Source organism: Segatella copri, assembly GCF_019249655.2.
GTDB lineage: Bacteria > Bacteroidota > Bacteroidia > Bacteroidales > Bacteroidaceae > Prevotella.
Map to the genome: position 1 here is coordinate 895,867 of NZ_CP137557.1, position 25,719 is coordinate 921,585.

Sequence of the window (25,719 nt, forward strand, 5' to 3'; positions counted from 1 at the left end):
TTTTACCTTTTTACTTTTCATAAAATTCATTCCATTCCTTCATAGCCTCCTGCCAGTCGGTTTGCTCACCGCTGGCGATGGCATCCTTCTGCTTCTCTGCCTCATCGCGTGCCTTATCTCTTGCACGCTTAGCCTTCATGGCCTCGATGGTAGCATCGTCGAGAATCTGGATGGCGCCACGCTTGATGGCATCCTGCAGTTCCTCCTCGCCGAAAGCCTTGCCCGGCTCATTGAAGTCAGAGATGTTGAATTCATAATCCACGCGAAGGTCGTGGCGTATCAATTTCTGTTGCAAACGGTTGCCTGCGTTCTTGAGGCGCAGCAACTTACCTATTTCCTTAATTTCTCCTGCTGAGTATTTGTTTCTTCCCATTAATATGATTTGATATTATTATTTCAGTTTAAAATCACTTCCACGCCTTTTTCTGGTTCAGCTCTATCAATCTGTCGAATTCGAAATCCGCCTTGATTTTATCCAGTATTCGCTTCACGATGATGTTCATCACGCCGCCCCTGCTGTAATTAGCTGTACACATAAAGTTGGCACGGCCTTCCCTAACCAGCTGGCACGCCATCGCCTCCTTCTCGGGCGTGTTATATACGGCGATGGCATGACCGCCATGCTCCTTCACCATCTTCATGCAAGGCACGTCGGTTTCTCCGTCTCCGAAGTAAATCATTCTAGGAAAGGGGATAGGGCGCTTGCTGTCGGGGATAAACTGGTTCACCCTCCGGTTGTCGCTCACCTGCCTGATGCCCTTGTTGATCTTGAAGAGAAACTGCGTCTTGGTGGTGTAATCCACGGCCACGGCTGGCCAGTAGGCGATGCCGTCATCGTCATAGAGAAACGAGCAGGCATAGATGTTCTCGAATTCCTGAGCGATGGGGGTTCCCTCTATCATCTCCTTCAATCCCGAAGAATTGATGTAGTGCCTGATGTCGAGGCCGATGCTTGCACCATATTCGTTGATGAACGAGAACCATTGCTTCACGCCACGGAAGAGCTCCACGTTCTTGCCGAAGCTCTGAAAGGATTCTCGGGTGAGCGAGATATTGTTCTTCTTGGCTTCTTCGAGCATCAGGAACATATAGGTCAAGATGCCGTTGGCATCCTTACCCTCTGCCAGTTTTCTGTTTTTATCCCAGAATTCCTCCTTGGTCTTTCCGGTTGCCTGGATGAATCCGAACTCCTGCATGTTGCCTGGCGACAGCGTTCCGTCGAAATCGTATACCAGTGCCACCTGTGGTCTTTTCTTTGCCATATCCCGTTTCCTTTCTTCTTTTATTTATTATATCTTTTCTTTTATAGAGCTTCCGCCCTCACATAACCTGCAAATATACATATTTTTCAGCAAATTGTCAATAACTGAATCTATAAAAAATCATAAAGGCACGAAAAAAGGCGTGAAAAACTCATTTTCAGAGTCTTACACGCCTTTTATCTTTATGCTAATCTAATAATTTCTCTATGACGAGAGGATTACTTAACCTCCTCGAAATCTGCGTCCTGAACGTCCTGAGCGCCATCGTTAGCACCCTGCTGTGCCTGCTGACCGCCCTGGGCACCCTGAGGACCTGCCTGCTGACCACCCTGGTACATCTGCTGAGAAGCAGCCTGCATGACGGTGTTCAAGTTGTTGATAGCTGAATCGATGGCTGCAACATCACCTGCCTTGTGAGCATCCTTCAACTGCTGCAAAGCCTGCTCGATGCCTGGCTTCTTGTCTGCTGGAATCTTATCACCGTTATCCTTCAAGAAGTTCTCGGTGGAGAAAATCATGCTGTCTGCCTGGTTCATCTTGTCAATCTTCTCGCGCTCAGCCTTATCAGCAGCAGCGTTCTGCTCTGCCTCAGCCTTCATGCGGTTGATCTCGTCCTCGCTCAAGCCAGATGAAGCCTCGATGCGGATGCTCTGCTCCTTACCTGTAGCCTTATCCTTAGCTGATACGTTCAAGATACCATTGGCATCGATATCGAAGGTAACCTCAATCTGAGGAACACCACGACGGGCTGGAGCGATACCTGTCAGGTTGAACTGACCGATGCTCTTGTTCTGAGCTGCCATTGGACGCTCACCCTGCAATACGTGGATGGTAACCTCTGTCTGGTTATCAGCTGCAGTAGAGAATACCTCGCTCTTCTTGCAAGGGATGGTAGAGTTAGCATCAATGAGCTTGGTCATTACACCACCCATGGTCTCGATACCGAGAGTCAATGGAGTAACGTCGAGCAATACGATGTCGCCAACACCCTCTTCCTTGTTCAGGATGGCACCCTGGATAGCTGCACCTACTGCTACTACCTCATCTGGGTTAACGCCCTTAGAAGGCTCCTTGCCGAAGTAGTTCTTAACCAAGGTCTGAACGGCTGGGATACGGCTTGAACCACCCACCAGGATAACCTCGTCGATATCTGATGTAGAGAGCTTAGCATCACGAACGGCATTCTGGCAAGGTACCAAGCAAGCCTGAATCAGGTTGTGAGCCAACTGCTCGAACTGTGCACGGGTCAAAGTCTTAACCAAGTGCTTTGGCATACCGTCAACGGCTGTGATGTAAGGCAAGTTGATTTCGGTAGATGTAGAGCTTGACAACTCAATCTTAGCCTTCTCAGCTGCCTCCTTCAAACGCTGCATAGCCATAGGGTCCTTGCGGAGATCTACGCCTTCCTCAGCCTTGAAGCCATCAGCCAACCAGTTGATGATTACCTGGTCGAAGTCATCACCACCCAGGTGAGTATCACCATTGGTAGAAAGTACCTCGAATACGCCGCCACCGAACTCAAGGATAGAGATATCGAATGTACCACCACCCAGGTCGAATACGGCAATCTTCATATCCTTGTTAGCCTTGTCAACACCGTAAGCCAAAGCTGCGGCTGTAGGCTCATTTACGATACGCTGAACGTTCAAACCTGCAATCTGACCTGCCTCCTTAGTAGCCTGACGCTGAGAGTCAGAGAAGTAAGCAGGAACTGTGATTACAGCATCTGTAACCTCCTGTCCGAGATAATCCTCTGCAGTCTTCTTCATCTTCTGGAGAACCATTGCAGAAATCTCCTGTGGAGTATATTTGCGACCCTCGATTTCAACACGTGGATAACCACCCTCGTTTACCACTGTGTAAGGCATTGCCTCAGCTTCCTTCTGGCTCTGAGCGTATGTCTCACCCATGAAACGCTTGATAGAATATACAGTGTTCTTAGGGTTTGTGATGGCCTGACGCTTAGCAGGATCACCCACCTTGCGGTCACCATCCTTTACGAAACCTACTACTGATGGAGTAGTACGCTTACCTTCACTGTTAGCGATTACAACTGGTTCGCTACCTTCGAAAACGGCAACACAACTGTTTGTGGTACCCAAGTCAATTCCAATTACTTTTCCCATGATTATATCTTTTTTTTATTTTTTCGTTATTAATATTGTTATTTATCTCATGAATCGCTTCCTTCGGTAGAAGCCTGCCGAAGATATGCATCTGTCGGGAACTTCCTGAACTCAGCGTTCACGCTTTCCTATATAACAAAGCATGTGCCAAGGGATTTTGAAATTGGCATAGCTGACAAGCTGTCAGATATGTACTGACAAAACAAAAGGAATCAAGACAGAAGGGCGATAAAATGTCGCATTCCCTCGTATCTTGATTCCTTTATATATAATAAGGTGTAATCCTTATCTGATTCTACTTTAGAATCTGAATCTACTTCTGATCCTTGGCTGCGAGTGCCTCGCGAACCTTAGTCTCCAGTTCATCGAGAAGCTCTGGGTTATCCTTGAGCAATGCCTTGCAGGCATCAGCGCCCTGACCCAACTTAGAGCCGGCATAGCTATACCAGCTTCCGCTCTTGTCGATGATGCCGTTGGCTACTGCCAAGCCGAATACTTCGCCGGCACGGCTGATACCCTCGCCAAACATGATGTCGAACTCCGCCTTGCGGAATGGAGGAGCCACCTTGTTCTTCACCACCTTTACGCGCACCAGGTTACCAACCACCTCTTCGCCATCCTTGATGGCTGTGGCCTTGCGGATATCCAGGCGTACGGATGCGTAGAACTTCAGGGCGTTACCACCGGTAGTGGTCTCTGGATTGCCGAACATCACACCAATCTTTTCGCGCAACTGGTTGATGAAGATACAGGTGGTGTTGGTCTTGCTGATGGTAGAGGTGAGCTTGCGCAAAGCCTGGCTCATCAGTCGTGCCTGAAGACCTACCACGTTATCACCCATGTCGCCCTCAATCTCCTTCTTAGGAGTAAGGGCAGCCACAGAGTCGATTACCACGATATCTACGGCTGCAGAACTGATCAGCTGGTCAGCAATCTGCAAAGCCTGCTCGCCGTTGTCTGGCTGCGAAATCCACAAGTTATCCACGTCTACGCCCAGTTTGGCAGCATAGAAGCGGTCGAAAGCGTGCTCGGCATCGATGAAGGCAGCGATACCGCCCGCCTTCTGCGCCTCAGCAATGGCATGAATGGCCAGAGTGGTCTTACCGGAAGACTCAGGACCATAAATCTCGATGATGCGTCCCTTAGGATAGCCGCCTACGCCGAGTGCATTGTCAAGGGCGATACTGCCTGTAGGAATCACTTCGATGTTCTCAATGTGTTCATCACCGAGCTTCATGATGGAGCCCTTGCCGAAGTCTTTCTCAATCTTCGCCATGGCTGCCTGAAGTGCCTTCAGCTTACCCTCGTTAGGATTCAAATTTCCTTCCTGCATATTTTAATTGAATTAAAAGTTTAAAATTAATCAATTTCCAAGTCACCATCAAACACCTCGTGCCATGGCAATCCCTGCTTGTTGAGCTGCTCCATGAATGGGTCTGGATCAAACTCTTCTACGTTCCAAACGCCTGGCTTCTTCCAGATGCCCTTGAGGAACATCATAGCACCAATCATGGCAGGCACACCAGTGGTGTAGCTGACGCCCTGCATACCGGTTTCGTTGTAAGCCTCCTGGTGCTTGCAGTTGTTGTAAACGTAGTAGGTGCGCTCCTTGCCATCCTTCTTACCACGGATGCGGCAACCGATGGATGTTTCGCCATCATAGTTCTCGCCGAGATCCTGTGGGTTAGGCAATACGGCCTTGAGGAACTGCAATGGAACAATCTTCACCTTGGCTGTCTTGCCGGAACCGTCTGCCAATGGAGCCTCGTATTCGATTTCGTCGATGCGGCTCATACCGAGGTTCTGGATGCAGTCGAGGTAGGTGAGATACTGCTGACCGAAGGTCATCCAGAAGCGTGCCTCCTTGATGGTAGGGTAGTTCTTCACCAGGCTCTCCAACTCCTCGTGGTGCATCAGATAGCTCTCGCGAGGGCCGATGTTAGGGTAGGTGAGAGGCTTGTGGATTGACAAAGGATCGGTTTCAATCCATTCGCCATCCTTATACCAGAGTCCCTTTTGGGTAATCTCGCGGATATTGATTTCAGGGTTGAAGTTGGTAGCGAAAGCCTTGTGATGGTTTCCGGCGTTGCAATCCACGATGTCGAGCACCTCGATTTCATCGAAGTGATGCTTGGCAGCGTATGCGGTGAAGATGCCGGATACACCTGGGTCGAAACCGCAACCGAGGATAGCGCACAGACCTGCCTGCTCAAACTTATCCTTGTAAGCCCACTGCCAAGAGTACTCGAAGTGAGCCTCGTCCTTAGGCTCATAGTTAGCGGTATCCATGTAGTTGCATCCGCAAGCCAGACAGGCATCCATGATGGTGAGGTCCTGGTAAGGCAAAGCGAGGTTGATGACAAGCTCAGGCTTATAGCTATTGAAGAGAGCCTTCAACTGCTCAACGTCGTCGGCATCCACCTCAGCTGTCTGAATATCCATCTTGTAGCCTTTGGCATGGATATCCTTAACCAGCTTATCGCACTTTTCCTTGCGACGGCTAGCAATCATAAACTCGGTGAAAACGTCCTGGTTCTGGACGATCTTGAAGGCAGCCACGGTAGCCACGCCACCAGCGCCAATCATAAGTACTCTACTCATTTATAATCTTATTTTTTATTATTATGTTTATTATTTTAATGTTTATTTTATCTCCTTTGCCGAGATTCCGAGGGCGTTCATCAGCGAGTACCCCAGAATCTCCTGTCGGAAGTTTCCTCCCGGCATGGGTTGCATGGCGAAGAGGGTGATGCGCTTGTCATCGTCATCTACCTTGCGAAGCATATCTCTCAGCTGGTCGTAGGCGTCTCCATCCTCCGAGTTCGGAATCACCATCACCCTTTTCACCTCCTTGGCGTTGCATACGGTGCGTGCCACTTCTACGAGGAATTCATCCTTTCCCGCCATCTTCTCCTCTGTAGGATAAGACGAGAAGATGAATTCTCCTAGCTTATCATCCTTGAAAGCCTTGGCGTTGAGGTCCGTTTCATAGTTAGAAGGGCGGAAGTTCTTCATTGCAATGGCTTTCTTATCGTGGATAAGCACCACTTGCGTTTCGTGCTCCCCCTCTCTGAGTCCTCCGTCGAGGGCGATGCACACTGCCCATTGTGCCATGTCAGCTGGCTGGATGCGTCGGTTGATCATTCGCTCGAAGTTGACAGTCAGGTCGAAAGCCACTCGGTCGATATAGTCGGCATCAGCGATGATTACATTCTCGCTCCATTTTATATTGTTTGTATCTAATGTATTCATTGGTGCAAAAATTAAGCAAACGATTACAATGAAAGCATGCTTTCAAATTGTCGAGTGCAGATTATTTTCTGCAAATTTACGAATAAATTTCGTAATTAAGGCATTTTGAAAATATAAAATAATAAAAAAGATAGAATTTTCATCATTTCTTCATCTGATGGAATCCTATCTTCTGTATTTTATGCGATAATCTTTTGTATTTTATGCAATAATCTTCGCCAGATAATGCCCGGCGAGTACGGCGATAAGTCCCAGTGCCAGGCTTCCGAATAGGTAGAGCATCATATAGAGGTAATTTTCCTCCTTCATCAATCCCGCCCCTTCGTTCATGAAGGTAGAGAAGGTGGTGAATCCTCCGCAGAACCCCGTGGTGAGCAGCAGTTTGGCAGATGGCGACATCCATCCCCCTTCCCTCCAGTTCAATCCCGAGAGAAACCCGATGATGAGGCATCCTGCCACATTCACCGCCATTGTTCCGAACGGAAAGGCTATCACCGTGCAGGATTGCACCATCTTTGAAATCCAATATCTCATGCCGCCCCCGAAGAAGCTGCCTATGCTTACTATCAATATTTCTTTCATCTCCTTATATAATATATGTATAAAATGCTATCGGGGGGAGAGATTCAACGCTCTCCCCAATCATCTATTGTTCCTGTTTTTGATGAGAAACTGCATCCTATCTTGAATATCTTTCTCTTATCTGATAAATATTCCCGGGCGTATCCCATATCTTCGATTTGCTGGAGCGCTTCTCTTGCGTTTCCATCCCTCTTAAACTCAAATATATAAATGTACAGAGGGGTTTCTATGATGCAATCTACTCTTCCTTCGCTCTGCTCTTTTTCGATGAAGATGGTATAGGAGCTGATCATCCTCAATACCAGATAGAATGTATATTGAAAATAACGCTCCTTCTCACGTTCATCATCTTTTCTTCGCTGGGAATAAGGGATGCTGGCAAAGAAAGAAACCATCAGCTGATGCAGCTTTTTGCATTCTCCCTTTCCCAATGCTTCGATTACCTGTAGAACCCAGGAATCTGGTGAAACTTTTGGCTTCAGATAATCTGCTGCCAGCAAACTGATGAATCCCCTTCTAACTTCATCGTTCGGAAAATCCAACAGATAGGAATTGGTATTCCTTGACCATCCCTTGATGGTCAGATATCCGCTTTGATATATCATCGGCAAAGGGCGTTCTATGGTTGCCTTATAGTCGTCGAAATCCTTGGTAGGATAATATTTTCCCACCAGTTCGTTGATGTTTTCATCGCTATGAGCTAGCAGGCGAACCAGATAGGTGGGTGAACCCGTTTGGAACCAATAGTCGTCGATGAGCATTTCCTTGAAGGCACGCAAGATGCTGAAAGGATTATATACGCCTCGCATCCTGCGACTGAAATGGTAGCCGTCAAACTGGCGTTTCAGTTTTATCAGTATTTCTTCCTTTGAAACATCATATTCCTCAGCCATTTCTGCAATTTGCTGTGAAAAGGTAGAGCGCAACTCGTCTTCTGTAATGCCGAGGAGTGTATCGAAGTGGGCAGAAAGGCTGATATCTTCGGGTTGGTTGAAACCGCTGAATACGCTTACTTGCGAAAATTTGGTAACTCCTGTAAGCAGAACGAATTGTAGGTCTTTATCGGCAGCCTTGAATACACTGTAGAAACCTTTCAGAATTTCCCGATGCCTATCTTCCAACAGCCGCTCGTTGCCATCTGCATCGGTTGTTTTCAGTGTAGAATCCAATACGTCTAGCAGAGGCTTGTCGTATTCATCAATAAGGACAACGGCGCGAAGTCCTGTTTTTTCGTGGGCATTTCTCAGTACGCCAATGAATCTGTCGCCGAGGGTGGAAGCAAAGGGGGCCTTGCCGTAGATGGCTTCCTGCGATTCAACGAAATCAATCAGCGTCTTCTCCAGCTGACCTGCTTGTGTGAAATCCTTGCCATTGAAGTCAAGGTGGAATACCGCATATTGCTTCCAGTCGGTTTCCAGATTATCAATGGCTAGGCCCTTGAACAGTTCTTTTCTTCCTTGGAAATAGCATTCAAGTGTAGAAACGAGGAGTGACTTTCCAAATCGTCTGGGACGACTCAGAAAGTAAATCTTGCCATTTTCTACCATATCATAAATCATCTGAGTCTTATCTATATAAAGATATCCTTCTGTGATGATTTTCTCAAAGCTCTGTATGCCTATCGGATATTTCATATTATTCATACGCTTGTTCCTTATTTTCTGCAAAATTACAAAAAATAACGATACAAGCAAATTTTTTATGTACCTTTTCTTAATTTTTCCCTCTATTCTTTCTTTAAAGGGATAAATAGAAGCAGGGAATAGTTCTTCTTGCTTATAAAATTATGTTGAACAATTAAAATAAATAGGAGAAACAAGTTATGAAACGAGTATTCAATCTTTTGGTCGTAGATGAGAGTGGCAGCATGAGTATTATCGAGCGCCAGGCACTGGTGGGCATCAACGAGACCCTGACCACGATTCAGAAAATGCAGAAGACGCATCTGAACATGGAGCAGCGTGTAACGCTCATCACCTTCGACAGCACCCACAAGAAGCTGTTCTATGATAATGTGTCTGCCCGCCATGCCAACCCATTGAAGTCAAGGGATTACAATCCATGTGGCGGCACCCCGCTTTATGATGCCATCGGTATGGGTATCGCCAAGATCAACGCCCTGACCACCGAGGATGACAGCGTGTTGGTTACCATCATTACGGATGGTGAGGAGAACTGCAGCGAGGAGTATGATCTGAAGATGATCAAGAACCTCATAGAAAAACTGAAGAAGCAGAACTGGACTTTTACCTTCATCGGCACCGATGACCTTGATGTGGAGAACATAGCTCATGGTATGGGTATCGACAACCACCTCCAGTTTTCAGAAGATGAGGCTGGCACCAAGGCGATGTTTGCTAGAGAAAACAGAGCCAGGGAGCGCTATAACAAGTGCCGTGCGATGGATTGCAAGATGGAAGCGGGTAGTTACTTTGAGGAGAAGTAAAGGATGGACCTCAGTATAAGCAGAGAATTACCTGCAAGCGAGTAAACTAAATAAAATGGGAATAGCAAAAGCTGCATGATAAATCGTGCTGCTTTTGCTATTTTTTATATTAATCGTTGTAGACGCTAGTGTCATCTACCCAGCATCCTGCCTTTTTCGCCCAGCTTTCTATGCGTTTTTCTTGGATCTTTCCAAGTTGCTGTTCTCTTTTGAAACTGTGTTCTGGCGCAGTGAGTTGATTTGCGCCAACTTCTGCTCCCGCAAGTAAGGATGCTATAACATGTATTGTTCCCCCTTTAACGCAGCCAAGCTGCTCTGACGGTGAAAATCGTTTATATAAGATTTTTCCAGTACTGAATTGTTCTGCATAATCATGTAGTGTGAAGTAGAAAAGCTAGATTACGTCCTCTGTCAATTCCTGCGAAGCCTTGGATTTAGAAAGGAATATCCGTGAAGTAGGCAGGGATTATTTTCCCTTAAGCCTAAAAATATTTAGCCTTAAGGGAAAATATAATTAGCCTTAAGGGAAAATATATTTTGGTTTTTAAGTTTTGTAAGTAACCTCCGGTCCCCTTTGGGGCCGGTAGGATGCCATTTGCGAAAGTTCAGTTACCAATAACATCTTTCATATCATCCGTCAGATAACTGATAGCCTTCTCTTTTATATCTTGTGGAATACCAAATCGGGCTTCGGCGATGGAGCCAACGATGGCTCCGATGGTATCGCTATCGCCGCCATGAGATATGGCTAGGCGGATGGCATCCTCGAAGGATGAGGCTTTTGAAAGAATATCGAAAGATAATGGCACGGCATCCATACAGGTTTCATCGAACTTGCCTTTCGGATAATCTCGTGTATCGAAATCCTCATAATAGCTGCGGGCGATATTCTTGAAGGCTTTCATTGCTTCATCATCTGGCAAATGGCTTTCCTTGCTCTTGCGGAAATGCCAGATGGCATGAGCCACGGCTTGGGCTCCCTTGATTCCTTCGGGATGGTTATGAGTAGGAAGAGCCGTTTTCTCTGCCTCTTCCAAAACCTGCGACAGATCATCGAAGAGCCAAGCTACCGGCGATACTCGCATTGCCGAACCATTGCCAAAACTATTATATGGCTGCGGATCAAGAGAACGAATCCACCCTGCGAATCTTCCGCCATACGCTCCTTTTGGAGAAGGATAGCGGCGGCACCAATCCAGCAGGCTTTCCTGATAGCTTCGCCCGTTCTGAATCGCATCGGCTATCGCCACCGTACAAATGGTATCATCGGTGAAGTCGCATCCCTCGCCGAACATCTCGAAATCATAATCAAACGTATTGTTGAACTCATATTTTGAGCCAGCAATATCTCCTATTATTGCTCCTAACATTAATTTGATAATTTTCCTAACTTTGTTTGATAATTTTCCTAAACCTTTACTCTATCACCTCCCAGAAACTTTCCGGCAAGCTGATGTTCTTCATCTCCTTTGCCCTCTCGAACAATGGGGCGATGTCTTCGGCTTCGAAGCCGGCGATGCCGCAACCTATTGGGGTTACCAGGAAATGCATTTCGGGATGATGCTTGGCAAAGTCGAGGAAATCATCCACGTATGGACGGATGGTTTCCACGCCGCCCTGCATCGTAGGAATGGCATAACTCTGACCTTGCAATCCTACACCCTTGCCCATGACGGCACCGAAATGTAATCGGGCAATGCGGGCAGCACCACCACCATGCATGCCAGCCAGATTGCTGCCAAACACAAATACCTCGTTCTCCTTCAATGAATCAATCCAGCGAGGAGTGATTCTTCCCTTCTTCATATCTTCCATATTCTTCTTATTATTAAATATGTTATTAAATATGTTATTGCCATTATCTGCCGCTTCCTCGCAGCACTTGCATTCTGCCATCATTCCCGGTGTAGAACTCATTCTTGACATAGAACTCATTCCCGGCATAGACATCTTAGGAGCACTTGAAACAGATGTGTCTTCCTCTGCAAACGACAGATAGCTTCCGTATTCCGATGCGTCGAAGTATCTCTTGAAATAAGGAATCACCACATCGTGCATCATCTTCTGGCAACGCTGGGTGACGGCGGAATGGGATATGCCCAACTGTGCGGCTACGTCCTTGCCCCTGAATCCCTCTATATAGAGCATCTTTAGGATGATGCTGTTCTTGCTGTCTCGGCCATAATAGAAATTGCCGATGTCTTCTATCGTCTGGTAAAGATCGTGCTCAAACTGGTTGTCGGTCACGTCAAACTGCATCTTGCGGCTTTCCTGCCTTGCCTCGAAACTCTCGAAACGGTGCTCCTTCACCACCTCCTTCAACTTATCCAGCAGCAGGAACCGGAAGCCGTTTACCATCCATGTTTTGAGCGACATGCTCGGCTTCCTGTCTTCCAGCGGCTTGAAGTCGTGTTCGCAGAGATAGAGATAGTATTCGTGAGCCAGCGAGAAGAAATCCATACCCGGCTTGTTCTGCAGGTCGTATCGCTTATCGTAGATGCAATAAGCCACCCGGCAGTATCCGTAGTAATACTCCCTCACTATTCTGGCATCGGCATCCTTGAATCCCTGCAGAATCTCATCATCCGATAAGCTTTCCAATGCCTTCTTATCCGATGTCTCTATCTTTTCCGAAAAATCCTTTTCTGAAAAATTCTTTTCTTTCTTCATATCGATATATCTTTTTGATATCCGCAATTCGTTTGCAAATATATACTTTTTCTTTGAGAAACCGAAGGAATAGCTCCTTTTTTTCTCTTCTCTATGATATTAAAAGAGAAAAGAGAAGTAGAAATTAAGCTGGTATCGAAAAAAAAGTATCCCGCCTTTTTACTTTTCCCATTTTGAATGGTCATATAATCGTAACGTTCAAGAAATAAAACGAATATGAGTATAAATGACAAAGGCATTATGGAAGCGCTGAAGGAAAATCCACAGAACGGATTTCGGATGCTGATGGCGAAATATCAGGAAAACGTATATTGGCATATTCGCCGACTGGTGGTTTCGCACGATGATGCGCAGGATGCCTCGCAGGAAACCTTTGTGAGAATCTATCGCTCGTTCGGCAACTATCGGGGCGATTGCTCTCTGAGAAGCTGGATTTATCGCATAGCCACGAATGAGGCTCTTAGGATTATCAGCAAACGGAGACAGGAAGTTGTTTCTATAGAATCGGAAACCACAGGTGTCAACCTGATTCAAGGCGATAATTATATCGACTTTGATGATAAGGTGGCGGTGAAACTGCAGAAGGCTATTCTTTTGCTTCCGCCCAAGCAGCAGTTGGCATTCAATATGAGATATTACGACGAACTCGGGTTCGACGAAATAGCGAAGGTTGCGGATTCCACGCCAACCAGTATCAAGGCAAGCTATCATATTGCCAAGGAGAAAATTATCAAGTACATGAATTCGAACGATTAAGTGAGAGTTCTATGAGTTTTTTAATGGTTATTCAAAATGGAAAAGAATATGGATACAAATTTTGATTTCAATAAAACCGGAAAGTTCAACTTCGACCAGGTGGGTAAGCGGATGCCTTACTCAACGCCAGAAGGATTCTTCAAGGAGATGGAAGCCAATATCCTGGAACAGGTGAAGGGTGACAAACCGAAACCTGTCAGGAAACAGCCGAAGAAGCGACCTCTGATGAAGGTGATATGGGCGGCTGCAATGGCAGTGGCAGCATCGGTGGCAGTACTCCTGATACTCAACATCGATTTCGCTGCGCCTCATTCTTCTCTGCCATCTCAGGCAGATAATGAGATGCAAGCGGTAGATCAGGCTTTCGCTCAGTTGTCTCCTGCTGATCAGGCTTATTTGCTCAATGTCTATCAGGAGGATGTATTTCTTGATGAATAAACGGATTCAAGAATATAATTATATAGATTCTATAATATATAAAATAAGGTGGAATATATAAAATAAGGTGAAATATATAAATTAAGGTGAATTATGAAAAAGATTTTAGGTATTTTGATGATGGTTGTCACAATGATGACCGTTTCTACAAGTGTATTTGCACAGGCGCCTAATCAGAAACAGCGCCTCACTCGTGAACAGTTGGCTGAAAAGCAGGCACAATATATTGCTCACGATTTGGGTCTTGATGACAAGACCAGTTCTAAGTTTATTGGCACCTATACCCAGTGCCAGAAAGAGGTTTGGGCATTAGGACCTCGCCCTCATCATAAGAAAGGCGAAGTAAAGACAGATGCTCAGACAGAGCAGGAGATTAAGCAGCGTTTTGAGATGAGCGAGAAGATTCTCAACATCCGTCAGAAATACTACAAAAAGTATTCTCAGTTCTTGACTCAGCAGCAGATTCAGCGGGTTTATGAGATAGAACGACAGATGAAGAAACGATTTGCTCAGAAAGGTCTGCGCAAGGGTATGGGCAAGAATGGTAAGCCTATGCCTGGAAAAAAGCTAGGTCAACAGGGATAGAGAAGAAATAATGTGTTTTTTCAGAAACGTCTTTGGAAACACAAAGCAAATTTAAGATTTTACTTTCTATTCAGGTATATGCGAATGACGGTTGGTTCAAGAATGTTGACCAACCGTCTTTTGCATTATCTCAGTTTCTTGCTTTTGTATTATCTCAGTTTCTTGAATTTTTGTATTTCAGAATCGTTTCTTTCTTTTCATTCCATGTTAGTATCAAGCCGATAACGCCTGAATAGCTCTTCCTGCCTTCCGCCACATGGTTGCCCTTGAGATAGAGTTCGAAGATGAAATCCTGGGCGGCATCCAATGCCTTGCATCGCTTGCTGAGCCAGTAGTGGCGGTCGTTTCTTGCCCGCTGGATAATCTCGGGACGGATATGTTTCAGGAATCTTTCTCCCTCCTTTTCGCCAAGAATATCAAAAACATTGTTCAATACATGGAAAAAAATGTGGTAATATCCGCTGAATCTCACCTGCTTATCTGCCGATGCCGTGCACACGATGTAACTGTAGAAATTCGCCTCGCCCTCGTTGGCTACGCCCAGGAAATGGGCAAATTCGTGGGCGTAGGTGGCTGGATAATCGTGGGCGAGAATATCACCGTTAAGGGTGAATTCGCAGAAGAACGGTCCCATGCTTCCGGTTACGCCAGCCATCGAGCTGAGGGGTGTGAACACCATCGTCTTGGCATGTGGATGCTGGTTGAAAGGCTTGTTGATGCCTTCCCGGTATCCTATTTTATTATATTCCTTCAAAACTGCATCCCGCACCCGGTTCTTCAAGGCATCATCCACGATGCTATCAGGGGAAATGCTCTTCCTGGCATTGCTGAGAGATGCATTGCTTAGAGCGTTGAGGCTATCTGCGTATTGATAGGCAAATTTCTTAAATTTGGCTTTCGATACTTCTACTGGTTTCATGCCTATTCTATAATAGATGTTCGGCTGTGAATAGTTCAATCCCCAGGCGATGTAGAACCAGGCATACACCCACAGCAGATACTCCGCCACTCTTCCGAAAACCCTCTTCTTCCTCAATCCTATCTCGTAAATAGGATAGAGGATAACCCAGGTGATGCTGAGGGCGATGAAGATATCGCCCACGGCAAAGGGGAAGAATCCCGAGATGGGCGAGAGAAGGGTGCCGATGACGGGATAGATGCGGGTGGTGTAGATGAATCCCCAAAGCGGAATCATCTTCGTTAGGGTAACGAGGATGAGCAATGCTATCAGTACCCCATGGCGCCACTTCAATGATTTGAACCGTAATGCTAGCAATTGATGCCATGCATCTAATCTATATAGTTTCTTCATTTTACTTCTTTTTTTAAAGTTTGAATATGCTCTGATACAGAGAATGTTTTGCACTTTTTGAGCCTATTGTGCAATGATGGTGCAAAATTACAAAACTTTTCTGAATAATTGACACGGCGAGCCTGTTTTTTTTGTATCTTTGCGGTTGTAAAGGCAGATTATTAACATCAAAAGCATGGGAGGAACTATTATGAAACAGACATTGGAAGAATTCGAGGCTAGGGGCCTTGAGTATGAGAACCTCTATAATGAGGAAGATGAGCGCAGAGAATATAATTCAATCTGGTACACCTGATTCGTTGTAAATTTTCAGATTGTATCTCCTGATTGGATTATTTGTTATATAAAAAGGTTAAGATAGGTTCGGATAATAAAAGGCTATGCCCTATTGCTCGTTCTGATGCAATAACAGCATAGCCTTTTTTTATGTATTTTCGAAGTTTCTCTTGCTTTCTTGCTTTCGAGGCTTTTCTTTTTCTATTTCTCAAAATGCTGGTAATCCTTGCTGTGCTTCCAGTCGCCTCCCCATCTGAATCCCTTTGCCTTGAAGAGGCGGTAGCAGAGGTCGCCTTTTTTAATCATGTAAACATGATGCTTGCTGCGGTCGAGATAGGGGCGTGCCGTGGCTGGCTCCACCACATCCTTGCCGTTTTTCAGCCGTTTGTGATAGGGGTTATAGAGCGTGTTGATATCGATGGCAAGTCCCTTGCCGTGCTTCGAAACGGTATGGGTATGCGAGATGAAGCGGAAGTTGAAGCTGGATGAGTTGTTGGCTCTCATCGCCCTTTCGTCATTGGCATCCCAATAGTCGATGAGTCTCATTCGCTCTATCGGATATTTCGCCTCGTAGAGCTTTTTGAGAATATCGAGTACATCTGCCGCTATCGCCTTGTTCACCACCATTTCTCCCACTATCTTCCTGCCGTCCTTATCCACATGCAGGCATTGCAGATATCGCAGTTCGCTTCTTTTTACGGTGCAGTTCTTCTTATACGTCTTCCCCTGCATCAGGCGGAAAATATCATCAGGAATGGGGGAAATGGAGAAGAAATGCTTCTCTCCCAGTTTTCTGATGGTTTGCTCGCTGACGATATCTCCCGGCTTCTGTGCCTTGGATGGAAGGCAGAAAAGCATGGAAATAAACAGGCATATTATTGAAATTCTTTTTACTGTCATAACGTTTCTCCTTATTTTGCTACGGGAATATAATGCGAATCCTTGATTTCTCCAATCACGATGATGCTGTGGAGGCTTCCGATGCAGTCGATGTTTCCCAGGGTGTTGAGCATGAAGTCCTGATAGGCTTTCATATCGCGGGCATACACCTTGATCTGGAAGTCGTAATCGCCGGTGGTATTGTAGCATTCCGTTATCTGGTCGATGGTTTGTACGGTATCCATGAATTGCTGAATCAAGTCGTGGGTGTGCTGCTTCAATCGGATATTGCAGAGCACAATCACGTTGTGTCCCATCTTGTGATGATCCACTATCGCTCCATATCGCTGGATGTATCCCTCACGCTCCAGTCGCTTCTGTCGCTCGAAGGTGGGAGAAGGGGAGAGGTGTACTCTTGCGGCAAGTTCCTTCACGGTGAGTCGGGAGTTCTGCTGCAACAACTTGAGTATCTTGATATCGATTTCGTCGAGATTTTCTTCTGTAGCCATTGTTCCTTTGTTTCTGTTTTTTGTTTATTTTTGCAGAATAATATTCTGCTGATTTTCTAAATACGCTGCAAAGATAGCATATTTTTCTGAATTGCGAAGAATATTTGGCAGATAATTTTCTTCTTCTTACCTTTGCACTCGCAATTCCGGATGCAAAGAGCCGTTCATCATCAGATGATGGCAAATCAAGAGTCATTCATCATAAAAAAGATATTAAGAGTCATTCACCATTTAAAAATATAGGAGATAAAATAATGAGTAACGTAAGAAATATACATTTTGAGGCAGTGGGCAGCTATTTGCGCCCTGCAGAGTTGAAGGAAGCAAGAGCCAAGTTTGCTGATGGCAAGATTTCTGCCACCGACCTTCGCAGCATCGAAGACCGTCTGATTACTGAGGTCATCAAGCAGCAGAAGGCGCATCGCCTGCCTTATATCACCGATGGCGAGTTTCGCCGCAGCTATTGGCATCTCGACTTTATGTGGGGTTTCAATGGTGTGGAACATATCGAACTGGAGCATGGCTACCAGTTTCATGGCGAGGAGACAACCAAGGGTTCTATCCAACTGACCGGCAAGATTACCGGCGAGAATCATCCTTTTATCAAGGATTTCCTGTTTGTGAAGAAGTTTGAGGAGTTGGATGCCAAGGGCGAGTATATCTTCGAGGCAAAGCAGACGGTTCCAGCTCCAGCACAGTTCCTTGCGGAACTGTTTCGTGGCAAGAATGCCGAGAACACCCGCAAGTTCTATCCTAACACCACCCAGCTGATTGAGGATATTGCCCAGGCTTATCGCACCTTCTTCCAGGAGATTTATGCAGCTGGTTGCCGCACCATCCAGCTGGATGATTGCACCTGGGGAATGATTGTGGATAGCGATTACTGGAAGGCTAAGGTGGGCAACGGGTTCACCCTTGAACAGGAAGCTCTGCAATATCTGAAGGTGAACAACCTTGCCATCGAGGGCAAACCGGAGGGGTTGACCATCAACACCCACGTATGCCGAGGCAATTATCATTCCTGCTATGCCACCAAAGGTGCCTACGATGCCGTAGCTCCTTATCTGTTTGCTCATGAGGATGTGGATACCTTCTATCTGGAGTATGACGATGAGCGTTCGGGCGGTTTCGAACCATTGAAATATGTGGCAGATGGCAAGAAGGTGGTTCTGGGTTTGGTAACCTCCAAATCTCCAGTGTTGGAGGATAAGGCTACGGTTATCGCCAGAATCCACGAAGCTGCCAAGTATATTTCTCTCAATCGCTTAAGTCTCAGTCCTCAATGCGGCTTCGCCTCTTGCGAGATCGGCAATAAACTGACCGATGCTGAGCAATGGGCAAAGATTGATTTGGTTAGAGAGATTTCTGAGGAAGTTTGGGGAGAATAAAAGGTATTATTAAAACTCTACACGCCCTGAAAGGGCAGAAGCTCCTAGCCCAGGGCAGCGCCCTGGGTTACGCATAAGCAAGAATGTCGCCCTGTAAGGGCAAAAGCTTTATATACCAATGATTTATAAATGCTTTTGCCCTTTCTTCTTTCTCCTTTTTAATATGATATAGCCGGAAAGCAAAACCAGCGTAATCAGCAAGCCGGAGATGAAGACGAAAAGGTCGGAAAGAGGACCTAAGAATGGAGAATAGCATCTACCCACATGGAGTTCTAATGCCACATTCCAAAGCGACATAGGGATGGCTGAAAGCAACTCTGGGGTAGATGCTGTTTCACCTAAGCTCGCCCCTTTGCTATAATCGAAAATCACTTCTTTTCCTCCAAAGAAGTCCTTGGAATAACCGCTAACCAGATGGTTTGAAATCGGAATCATCGACTTTTCGATATTCTGTTTCCCCGTGAAATAATCCACTATCAGGTTCTTCTCCGGATACCAGCGGAACATGCCGCTGAAAGAACCAATCAGCCAACCACCTTTGCCGTCGCTCTCGAAAACGGTAACTCCCATCGGACTTACCTTTGGTGTCTTCTCCTTATTTAATAAGGTAGGTTGATGCTGGAAATGCTCATCTACACGCAGAAAACCTTCTGAGGTAGAAACAAGCCAGTTGCCCTCTGCTGCATCCCATCGGATGGCGCGAAGCTTATCGTGCCAGACATTTCCATCCTTCACTTTTTCTGTGGTCTTGTTCATGGCAAGCGGCACCATCAAAGGTGGGCGGAGGCACATGCCGGTAATGGAAATCCAAAGCGTCAGGATGATGGTGGCATATCCCAGTTTGTTGTGCCATTTTGCATTGAAAACCATCTGTTTGCCAAGCTTCACCATTCTTTCTCTTGCCTGCAAACGCTTCTGTCGGCGAATACGGTAAGGCAGAATAAAGAGGATGATGCCCGTAATCGAAAGGATGATGAGTACGATGGCGATGGCATCCACTATCAATCTGCCAGTTAATCCGAAGAAAGCACCGCTATGCAGATGCCAAACGGTTTTGAAGAGGGTAACCATCGGGGTAAAGCCTTCTGGTTGACCGATGATCTTTCGGGTTGCCATCAGATTTTCGCTTGCAGCATCTATCTTATCATTAGCAGTTTTCATCTTCTTGCCTGATATTTCATACACGGCAGAGCGGGTCATGGCGATGAGGCTCGTGCTATCTTTGGTCAATGTAATATCAGCGATTCTCTCATGATTATCGGGTAATGGAAATCTTCTCCATTCCTTTCCGGTGAAGCGATAAACATCCATCATGGCAGCGCACCAGATTTCTCCATCCTTCGTCTGCACCATGTTTCGGATATTTCTGCCATCCACGTTCTTGGGTAATCCCTTGTTAAAATCTTTCCAGCTTTTCATTTTTGAATCCGTAAGCCAGATGCCGCCGTAGCCATAGGCCAAAACGGAATCATCAGATGCCTTGATGGAACCCTTGATAACGCCGTTATTGAAGTTCTGGATATGATAAGCCGGAGGCATCCAGCTCCTACTTATATCGCAATCGGCAAAGAGCTGGCGATGGTTCAGGATGATGCCCGATACACAGAATACTAGCATGAAGACGGATAGTATAAGTCCGAACCATCGGTGGTATTTCTTCCATGTGAAATGTTTGTTCTTTTTATCTCTCATTATCTTTTCTTTTAATGCTTTTATAATTGGGCTGCAAAGTTAGTGATATTTTCCGACCTCTGCAATACCTAAAAATAATGATTTGAAAAGCCTTTGCCATTGGCAAAAACAAAGGATTCTCAATTTTTTCACTAAAAAAGTTTGGTGATTTCATGTTTTACTAGTAACTTTGCACCCCGAAATTAAAAATCATCATTCTTAAGAACAATAAGATAAATAGATAATTAAGAAAATAGGAAAAATGGAATATATGTCTCAAGAAGGCTACGATGAGCTCGTGGCCGAACTTCAACACATGGTTAACGTAGAGTTGCCAGCCGTTCGCGATGCAATTGCTGAGGCTCGCGACAAGGGTGACCTCAGTGAGAATTTCGAGTATCATGCTGCCAAGCGTGAGCAGGGCAAGCTTTTGAGTCGCATCAGCTTCAAGCAGAAGGTCTTGGAGAATGCCCGTGTCATCGACAAGTCACGCCTGAAGAGCGATACCGTTGGCTTGTTGAGCAAGATTAAGATTACCAATCTCGCCAACAAGTGCAGCATGAGTTATGTTATCGTAAATCCTCACGAGGCTGATTTGCATAGTGGAAAAATCTCTATCAAGTCGCCTATCGCCAAGGCCCTTCTGGGTAAGAAAGCAGGTGATGAGGTAATGGTAAAGGTACCAGCCGGCTTGCTGAAATTCCGCCTGGATAGCGTTGAGTTATAATGTATTATTTAAAAGGAAAACTCCCGATAATTTGAAACTGATCAAATTATCGGGAGTTTCCCTTTTTATTCTAATATTTCTCCAGAATCTTATTCAGCAAGAAGGTAGCATTCTGGTTTCTTGCCACACCCTTCTGTATCTTATAAGTATAGGTAACATCCGTGCCCAAATCTATCTCGAAACAATAGTTGTGGAATTTTCCTGATGCATCATTCTCCATCTTGGAAAGTTCCAAATCGTGGGTAGCAATGATGCCGCTCACCGGTTGCTTGGCGATGGCTTCGAGGAACTTTCTCGAACCATTCAGCTTATCCAATGAATTCGTTCCTTTCAGAATCTCATCCAGAATAATCAGCGTTCGGAGTGATTCCTTATTGCCCGCTATACTTTCCTTGCAGAACATTCCCTCTGCACTTTCCTTGCAGAACTTCAGAAGTTCCTCCAATCTGATCAATTCTGCATTGAAATAAGAAATGCCATGCGTAAGATCATCGGTGGTTCTCATACTCGAGAACAATCTGAAACGGGAAATCTTCAGCTGATCCGCAAACACCGGCATACCCGCCATCGCCAGGATATAGTTCACACCCAGCGAACGGAGGAAGGTACTCTTTCCCGCCATGTTAGCTCCGGTGATGATATAATAGTTGTCATCCTTGATGTTGAAATCATTCTTCACCGCCTTGGCACCCAGGAAAGGATGATAGAGATTCTTTCCATCGAAAACGATTTCCGGACTTCCCGAAACAAACTCCGCCTCTTCCGCCTCCGGATGATTATATCGGAAATTCGCCATCGAAACCATTGCATCCATCTCGCTGATGATATGCATCCATTCCTCCATCTTCACCATATAGGTATTCTTCCATTTCAGGAAACTGCGAACCAGGAAGAAATCGCTCAGCATGAAGGCATCGGTGAAGAAAAGACCCAGGAAGTTGCCTCTTCTGTCATACCCCTTCAATATCTTTTCCAGTTGGGCAAAGGAAGGCAGGGCATCTGCCAGGGAATCCTGCATCTCCTTGCCTAATTCGCTATGAAAATTGCGCCTGTTGATAAGCTGAAGTATCTGAGCATAGGCGATGAGCTGATGGCGAAGCTTGCCGCCATTGCTGTCTATCTTGTCAAGTGTCTGCTTGCAGACGAAGAATACCACCATGTATTGAACCAACACCCACCACAGGGCGAAATCCACCGAAACCATATCGCATATCGATAGAATCACGGAACCGATGACTCCGATAATCATCAGCCATCCGATAACGAGCGAAACCGGAGATCCAAACCATGCCGGCACCTCCATCTTCGAAACCTTCTGCATCGCATCCACCACCGCAGCTGAATCAATCTTCTTCATCTTGCCATTCACCATTTTGCCATCCGCAGTTTGGCTTCTGTTCTTTTCGCCAAGTGCCAGGAATTCCATTCGCCAGTTTTCGCCTTCTCCCGCCAATTCCTTCTGCAAATCTCTTCTTCTTTTGATATCTTCCATATTCAGAGGCGTTTCCCGGGTAAGATTCCTGGCGAGTGCCTCCGAACCGCCCGATGTGATGGTTCGGCAGATGCGGTTGAACAGCGAACTCTTGCCGAAGACATCGAGGTCGAAGGAATAAGAATGCTGCGGATTCTGATAGGAATCGCCCGTTTCGAAAGGTGAGAAATCGCCCTCCCAAGCCTTGATTTCGTCCTGATAAACCTTGAGCAAAGCCGAAAGATGCTCTATCTTCTCCTTGTTCTTGTCGTCAAGTCGTCTGATTCCCAGATAGGCAATCAGGCACAACGCCGCCCCCAACAGATAGTTCTGTGTATCCCCATCCAATGCGAAATAGCAGATTAGAAAAGCGAGGATGCCGCCAAAAGCTAGCAGCTCGCCCGTTATAAATCCTGTATTCTTATGCTTCAAGGCAGCTACCTCAGAAGCATATCGGCTTACATATTGTTGATAATTCTCCTTGATATTCATTTTAATTTTACATAATAAGTTAAATTCGTTAACATTAACGAAAATAAAGGTATTTAATCTTTGTTTGTAACGGAAAAACTCGTAACTTTGCGGCAGAGTTCATCCATCATTTGAAGGAAGGAAATCGAAGGACGTTAGGCCAAGATGCCTTGCGTCCTTTGCTGTTTTATAAGACAGAAGGCAATCTACGTTCATATAGCTTTTCTATCTTATTACGTTTTTTATCCTTTCCTTCCAGCTTATAGGCTGTAAGCAAATAGTAATAATAATAGGGATGTTCTTTTTCCTCAGAGTCGATTCTTTTTGCCTCTTTGGGCTCAAGTACAATTACGTATTGTTCTGTCTTATCATATATGTACGTCCTTTTTTCGCGTCCGTTTTTTGTTGAGAAGATCAGCATATTATCTTTTTTATGCTCTTCTATATGATACTTTATCCAATGTAAACGAACACTTCTTGCTTTGTCATATTCTCTGTGGTTAGTTGAATAATCAACTACCTTTGTCGTTAAATGCCAAAATAACATTTCCAGTTTGTCCATTCCTTCCTTAGGAATTGGATAGATCTTCTTTTCTCGAAATGAGAATTTATTATTATTTTGTATATCTCTATTGAATACGCCTCGCAAAGAGATTGTTCTTTGCGCTGGACTCATAGAATCTACTTCGAGAAGGGCATTATATTGCTTTAAAAGATTGTACATTATTTCAAATTTATAAAAAAGAGGTTCAACTTATTCGATGAATTTGTATGTGATAAGTCAGGGCAGTGTTTTTTAATTTGTGCTATGACCTTTTCTTTTGCACTGCTTTTTTTTTCTTGAACATTAATTTCGTACGAGATAGCACCCATTAATAAATCTGTTAGCTGTAACAGAAGACTTTCTTCTGAACGGATGCATTGTACTTTTTGGAATACTCCATACTTTACGTTTAGAATGTCCTGCAATTTTGTGACTTTTGTGTTTGACCATGTGTCTTTTATGTCAAGATATACATTATAATGATATTCCGAATCGACCTTATGGTTCAGTAACTGGTAATACATTTTGTAGTAAAAATCATCAAATGTCATTTGGTGTTCTTTACACATAATCTTTTCCTTACGTACGGCTACTGTACGGAATTTTAAATCTGTATCAAAGAAGTAGTCTATAAGTTCTATATAAAAAGGAAGTTTTGAAGGAGATACATTGGTCCACTTAATTTCAGCATAAAAATGATGCTTTTTCTTGAGTTCTTTTATGCGCTCGGAGTGTCTTTTTACTTGTGGATACGCACAACTGATGTTACCTAGCAACATATATGTTTTGTGGTCATGTTCTAGGTGGCAACTCTCGTCACAATAAATGTTGAATGTCTTGTTTGCCATTTTAATTTAATCTTTTTATAAGTTTATTATTATTTATGACTCATGATGACACACCTCTTCAATTGGTTATTGTCTTTGCAAAAATAGTGATTTTATTTGATTGTACTATATAAATAGCCCCAATTTTATACTTTTTTGGCTTATAAAGCTAAGAAAAGTAAAAACTCTCCTCTTTGCAATTGCATGTTTTTATCAAATTATCGTAATTCAGACAAAAAAGTGCTATGAAAATTTGGCTGTTCTATAAAAAATAAGTAATTTAGCACCGAAAAATAAAAATAGATATTTAAATGACAAACCAATGGGTACTTTCCATTCTATAGATGAATTGATTAAAACTCTTGACCGGGAAAAGGTTTTGCTGAAGGAGATGTTTGCCAAGCGACATTCCCTTCAGTTTCGTTATGACTATGCCTTGGAAATGACCGAATACAAGGAGGAGCGCATCCGATATTTGATAGAAAATGGAGTGATTCGTGATACGGGCGACTGTCTGGAGATGGAAGACGTGTATCAGAAGTTCTTCGAGGATGTGCTGGAAGTGAACGAGGAAATCAATGTTTCTTCTGTGCGTGATTACATCTCTGTGTTGAATGAGAATATCGACTATTATCTCAAGGAAAATAACGATACCCGAAAATATAAGTATCTTAAGGAGGTGCGCCGGTGTCTGCAGACCATAGCTCTTGCCACCGTTCGAAATGTGTTGGATTTGAAGCGTAATATGGATAATACTTATAAGAATGAGCCTAATTACGAAATCAAGAAAACGAAACTCCAGCGACTGAGCGAGAAGTTGAAGAACATATCTCAGCTCATCACCGAGAGCGAACGGGTGATAGATACCGATCAGCCCGTCTTCTTCTCCATGGCGATGGATGTGCAGATGAAAAACGTGGTGAATGATGTGCGCCTGCAGCTCAACGAGTCTTATCATAATCTGCTGGAGATAGAACGCCAGATTATCCAGTACCTCAATATGATAGATTATCAGAACCGCATCTTCGAAAAGGTGAAAAAACTGAAATATCTGAAAGACCAGTTCCGCTGGGAAGAGGCTACGGATATAAGACAGGTTATTGCCACCCGGAATGCCGTTTGGATGGAACCGCAACCCAAGTATTACATCAAGTTGTCGATAGATAATCTTCGCACATCCGATGAGGCTCTGCAATGCATCAGCATTCTTTCTGAAAATCTGAAAAAGAGGAAAGGCCGCCGGCTCGATTCTTTGGCAGAACCTATCCCCGATGATTATCTCAAAGGTAACAGGCAGAAGTTGGAGGCGGTGAATCTGCAGGAAATCTATAATGCCTTCTCGGCATCGAGTACCCATCTCTTTGCTTTCGTCATGAATTATCACTATGATAAGAAACAAAGCCGGGAAGATAAGCTCGTGTATTTTTGCCAGATAGCTTCGCAATATGTGGATAAGTTGAAGTTTACGGGTAATTATGCAGAATCGGATGGAGTAGAATATCCGATGATTCTCCCGAGATAATGATA

24 protein-coding genes are annotated in these 25,719 nt (G+C 44.8%); 7 read left to right on the forward strand and 17 right to left on the reverse strand.

Going from position 1 to position 25,719, the window contains the following annotated elements:
• Positions 1–10 precede the first annotated feature (10 nt).
• From KUA49_RS03275 to KUA49_RS03310, 8 genes are all read right to left on the reverse strand, one after another.
• Positions 11–373, reverse strand: a complete 363-nt coding sequence (locus KUA49_RS03275) for a hypothetical protein (RefSeq protein WP_203051028.1) — start codon at positions 371–373, stop codon at positions 11–13.
• Between the two features lie 34 nt (positions 374–407).
• Positions 408–1,262 (reverse strand): HAD family hydrolase, encoded by an 855-nt coding sequence (locus KUA49_RS03280; protein ID WP_218412040.1) that lies wholly within the window; start codon positions 1,260–1,262, stop codon positions 408–410.
• 218 nt (positions 1,263–1,480) lie between these two features.
• Entirely contained in the window at positions 1,481–3,388 is a 1,908-nt protein-coding gene (dnaK, locus tag KUA49_RS03285; protein ID WP_203040744.1) for a molecular chaperone DnaK, read from the reverse strand.
• Positions 3,389–3,701: 313 nt separating this feature from the next.
• On the reverse strand, positions 3,702–4,721 hold the full coding sequence (recA, locus tag KUA49_RS03290; RefSeq protein WP_203040743.1) for a recombinase RecA: 1,020 nt from the start codon (positions 4,719–4,721) through the stop codon (positions 3,702–3,704).
• A gap of 26 nt (positions 4,722–4,747) precedes the next feature.
• Complete coding sequence (locus KUA49_RS03295) at positions 4,748–5,989, reverse strand: saccharopine dehydrogenase family protein (RefSeq protein ID WP_006848470.1); 1,242 nt, start codon at positions 5,987–5,989, stop codon at positions 4,748–4,750.
• Between the two features lie 42 nt (positions 5,990–6,031).
• On the reverse strand, positions 6,032–6,640 hold the full coding sequence (locus tag KUA49_RS03300) for a DUF6621 family protein (protein WP_218412039.1): 609 nt from the start codon (positions 6,638–6,640) through the stop codon (positions 6,032–6,034).
• 201 nt (positions 6,641–6,841) lie between these two features.
• Positions 6,842–7,222 carry a fluoride efflux transporter CrcB gene (gene crcB / locus KUA49_RS03305; RefSeq protein WP_218412038.1) on the reverse strand — a complete coding sequence of 127 codons (381 nt, stop codon included), beginning with the start codon at positions 7,220–7,222 and terminating at the stop codon, positions 6,842–6,844.
• A 44-nt stretch (positions 7,223–7,266) separates the two neighbouring features.
• Positions 7,267–8,856 carry an ATP-binding protein gene (locus KUA49_RS03310; RefSeq protein ID WP_218412071.1) on the reverse strand — a complete coding sequence of 530 codons (1,590 nt, stop codon included), beginning with the start codon at positions 8,854–8,856 and terminating at the stop codon, positions 7,267–7,269.
• A gap of 188 nt (positions 8,857–9,044) precedes the next feature.
• Here KUA49_RS03310 and KUA49_RS03315 point away from each other — a divergent pair, with 188 nt between their 5' ends.
• Entirely contained in the window at positions 9,045–9,668 is a 624-nt protein-coding gene (locus KUA49_RS03315) for a vWA domain-containing protein (protein ID WP_218412037.1), read from the forward strand.
• Between the two features lie 605 nt (positions 9,669–10,273).
• Here KUA49_RS03315 and KUA49_RS03320 read toward each other — a convergent pair.
• Both KUA49_RS03320 and KUA49_RS03325 read right to left on the reverse strand, forming a co-directional pair.
• Positions 10,274–11,038, reverse strand: coding sequence for an ADP-ribosylglycohydrolase family protein (locus tag KUA49_RS03320; RefSeq protein WP_218412036.1), 765 nt, complete (start codon positions 11,036–11,038; stop codon positions 10,274–10,276).
• Between the two features lie 46 nt (positions 11,039–11,084).
• Positions 11,085–11,474 (reverse strand): hypothetical protein, encoded by a 390-nt coding sequence (locus tag KUA49_RS03325; protein WP_218412070.1) that lies wholly within the window; start codon positions 11,472–11,474, stop codon positions 11,085–11,087.
• A gap of 1,080 nt (positions 11,475–12,554) precedes the next feature.
• Between KUA49_RS03325 and KUA49_RS03330 the strand changes: the two genes are divergently transcribed.
• From KUA49_RS03330 to KUA49_RS03340, 3 genes are all read left to right on the forward strand, one after another.
• On the forward strand, positions 12,555–13,094 hold the full coding sequence (locus KUA49_RS03330; RefSeq protein WP_218412035.1) for an RNA polymerase sigma factor: 540 nt from the start codon (positions 12,555–12,557) through the stop codon (positions 13,092–13,094).
• Between the two features lie 48 nt (positions 13,095–13,142).
• Positions 13,143–13,532: a hypothetical protein gene (locus KUA49_RS03335; protein WP_218412034.1), complete on the forward strand. Its 390-nt coding sequence runs from the start codon at positions 13,143–13,145 to the stop codon at positions 13,530–13,532.
• 93 nt (positions 13,533–13,625) lie between these two features.
• Positions 13,626–14,117, forward strand: a complete 492-nt coding sequence (locus KUA49_RS03340) for a hypothetical protein (protein ID WP_218412033.1) — start codon at positions 13,626–13,628, stop codon at positions 14,115–14,117.
• A gap of 154 nt (positions 14,118–14,271) precedes the next feature.
• Here the strand turns inward: KUA49_RS03340 and KUA49_RS03345 are convergent, their stop codons facing one another.
• The 3 genes from KUA49_RS03345 to KUA49_RS03355 all read right to left on the reverse strand — a co-directional run bounded on the left by KUA49_RS03345 (position 14,272) and on the right by KUA49_RS03355 (position 17,093).
• Positions 14,272–15,429 (reverse strand): DUF3810 domain-containing protein, encoded by a 1,158-nt coding sequence (locus tag KUA49_RS03345; protein WP_218412032.1) that lies wholly within the window; start codon positions 15,427–15,429, stop codon positions 14,272–14,274.
• Between the two features lie 477 nt (positions 15,430–15,906).
• Complete coding sequence (locus KUA49_RS03350) at positions 15,907–16,605, reverse strand: M15 family metallopeptidase (protein WP_256624776.1); 699 nt, start codon at positions 16,603–16,605, stop codon at positions 15,907–15,909.
• An 11-nt stretch (positions 16,606–16,616) separates the two neighbouring features.
• The gene (locus KUA49_RS03355) at positions 16,617–17,093 is read right to left on the reverse strand and encodes an Lrp/AsnC family transcriptional regulator (protein WP_118141730.1); all 477 of its coding nucleotides are present in this window, start codon (positions 17,091–17,093) and stop codon (positions 16,617–16,619) included.
• A gap of 254 nt (positions 17,094–17,347) precedes the next feature.
• On the opposite strand from KUA49_RS03355, the gene KUA49_RS03360 reads away from it, so the two are divergent.
• Positions 17,348–18,481: a 5-methyltetrahydropteroyltriglutamate--homocysteine S-methyltransferase gene (locus KUA49_RS03360; protein ID WP_218412031.1), complete on the forward strand. Its 1,134-nt coding sequence runs from the start codon at positions 17,348–17,350 to the stop codon at positions 18,479–18,481.
• A 123-nt stretch (positions 18,482–18,604) separates the two neighbouring features.
• Here KUA49_RS03360 and KUA49_RS03365 read toward each other — a convergent pair whose 3' ends face one another.
• On the reverse strand, positions 18,605–20,173 hold the full coding sequence (locus KUA49_RS03365; RefSeq protein WP_218412030.1) for a PepSY-associated TM helix domain-containing protein: 1,569 nt from the start codon (positions 20,171–20,173) through the stop codon (positions 18,605–18,607).
• Positions 20,174–20,414: 241 nt separating this feature from the next.
• On the opposite strand from KUA49_RS03365, the gene greA reads away from it, so the two are divergent.
• A complete protein-coding gene (greA, locus tag KUA49_RS03370; protein ID WP_089544955.1) occupies positions 20,415–20,879 on the forward strand; it encodes a transcription elongation factor GreA in 465 nt (154 codons plus the stop codon).
• A gap of 70 nt (positions 20,880–20,949) precedes the next feature.
• Here the strand turns inward: greA and KUA49_RS03375 are convergent, their stop codons facing one another.
• The 3 genes from KUA49_RS03375 to KUA49_RS03385 form a co-directional block, all read right to left on the reverse strand.
• Positions 20,950–22,842: a MutS-related protein gene (locus KUA49_RS03375; protein WP_218412029.1), complete on the reverse strand. Its 1,893-nt coding sequence runs from the start codon at positions 22,840–22,842 to the stop codon at positions 20,950–20,952.
• Positions 22,843–23,008: 166 nt separating this feature from the next.
• On the reverse strand, positions 23,009–23,545 hold the full coding sequence (locus KUA49_RS03380; RefSeq protein ID WP_218412028.1) for a hypothetical protein: 537 nt from the start codon (positions 23,543–23,545) through the stop codon (positions 23,009–23,011).
• A complete protein-coding gene (locus KUA49_RS03385; protein ID WP_217763513.1) occupies positions 23,545–24,213 on the reverse strand; it encodes a DUF3800 domain-containing protein in 669 nt (222 codons plus the stop codon). The genes KUA49_RS03380 and KUA49_RS03385 overlap by 1 nt, the downstream gene beginning before the upstream one ends.
• A 301-nt stretch (positions 24,214–24,514) precedes the next feature.
• On the opposite strand from KUA49_RS03385, the gene KUA49_RS03390 reads away from it, so the two are divergent.
• Positions 24,515–25,714, forward strand: a complete 1,200-nt coding sequence (locus tag KUA49_RS03390) for a hypothetical protein (RefSeq protein ID WP_218412027.1) — start codon at positions 24,515–24,517, stop codon at positions 25,712–25,714.
• The last annotated feature ends 5 nt before the right edge of the window (positions 25,715–25,719 follow it).

Bases quoted from the DNA above. Each gene is read 5' to 3' on its own strand.
- dnaK (WP_203040744.1), bottom strand. From the start codon at position 3,388: ATGGGAAAAGTAATTGGAATTGACTTGGGTACCACAAACAGTTGTGTT.
- KUA49_RS03275 (WP_203051028.1), bottom strand. From the start codon at position 373: ATGGGAAGAAACAAATACTCAGCAGGAGAAATTAAGGAAATAGGTAAG.
- KUA49_RS03335 (WP_218412034.1), top strand. From the start codon at position 13,143: ATGGATACAAATTTTGATTTCAATAAAACCGGAAAGTTCAACTTCGAC.
- KUA49_RS03280 (WP_218412040.1), bottom strand. From the start codon at position 1,262: ATGGCAAAGAAAAGACCACAGGTGGCACTGGTATACGATTTCGACGGA.
- KUA49_RS03365 (WP_218412030.1), bottom strand. From the start codon at position 20,173: ATGAGAGATAAAAAGAACAAACATTTCACATGGAAGAAATACCACCGA.
- crcB (WP_218412038.1), bottom strand. From the start codon at position 7,222: ATGAAAGAAATATTGATAGTAAGCATAGGCAGCTTCTTCGGGGGCGGC.
- KUA49_RS03315 (WP_218412037.1), top strand. From the start codon at position 9,045: ATGAAACGAGTATTCAATCTTTTGGTCGTAGATGAGAGTGGCAGCATG.
- KUA49_RS03390 (WP_218412027.1), top strand. From the start codon at position 24,515: ATGGGTACTTTCCATTCTATAGATGAATTGATTAAAACTCTTGACCGG.
- KUA49_RS03295 (WP_006848470.1), bottom strand. From the start codon at position 5,989: ATGAGTAGAGTACTTATGATTGGCGCTGGTGGCGTGGCTACCGTGGCT.
- KUA49_RS03300 (WP_218412039.1), bottom strand. From the start codon at position 6,640: ATGAATACATTAGATACAAACAATATAAAATGGAGCGAGAATGTAATC.
- KUA49_RS03350 (WP_256624776.1), bottom strand. From the start codon at position 16,605: ATGACAGTAAAAAGAATTTCAATAATATGCCTGTTTATTTCCATGCTT.
- KUA49_RS03385 (WP_217763513.1), bottom strand. From the start codon at position 24,213: ATGGCAAACAAGACATTCAACATTTATTGTGACGAGAGTTGCCACCTA.
- KUA49_RS03325 (WP_218412070.1), bottom strand. From the start codon at position 11,474: ATGAAGAAGGGAAGAATCACTCCTCGCTGGATTGATTCATTGAAGGAG.
- KUA49_RS03355 (WP_118141730.1), bottom strand. From the start codon at position 17,093: ATGGCTACAGAAGAAAATCTCGACGAAATCGATATCAAGATACTCAAG.
- KUA49_RS03320 (WP_218412036.1), bottom strand. From the start codon at position 11,038: ATGTTAGGAGCAATAATAGGAGATATTGCTGGCTCAAAATATGAGTTC.
- greA (WP_089544955.1), top strand. From the start codon at position 20,415: ATGGAATATATGTCTCAAGAAGGCTACGATGAGCTCGTGGCCGAACTT.
- KUA49_RS03345 (WP_218412032.1), bottom strand. From the start codon at position 15,429: ATGAAGAAACTATATAGATTAGATGCATGGCATCAATTGCTAGCATTA.
- KUA49_RS03330 (WP_218412035.1), top strand. From the start codon at position 12,555: ATGAGTATAAATGACAAAGGCATTATGGAAGCGCTGAAGGAAAATCCA.
- KUA49_RS03310 (WP_218412071.1), bottom strand. From the start codon at position 8,856: ATGAAATATCCGATAGGCATACAGAGCTTTGAGAAAATCATCACAGAA.
- recA (WP_203040743.1), bottom strand. From the start codon at position 4,721: ATGCAGGAAGGAAATTTGAATCCTAACGAGGGTAAGCTGAAGGCACTT.
- KUA49_RS03375 (WP_218412029.1), bottom strand. From the start codon at position 22,842: ATGAATATCAAGGAGAATTATCAACAATATGTAAGCCGATATGCTTCT.
- KUA49_RS03360 (WP_218412031.1), top strand. From the start codon at position 17,348: ATGAGTAACGTAAGAAATATACATTTTGAGGCAGTGGGCAGCTATTTG.
- KUA49_RS03380 (WP_218412028.1), bottom strand. From the start codon at position 23,545: ATGTACAATCTTTTAAAGCAATATAATGCCCTTCTCGAAGTAGATTCT.
- KUA49_RS03340 (WP_218412033.1), top strand. From the start codon at position 13,626: ATGAAAAAGATTTTAGGTATTTTGATGATGGTTGTCACAATGATGACC.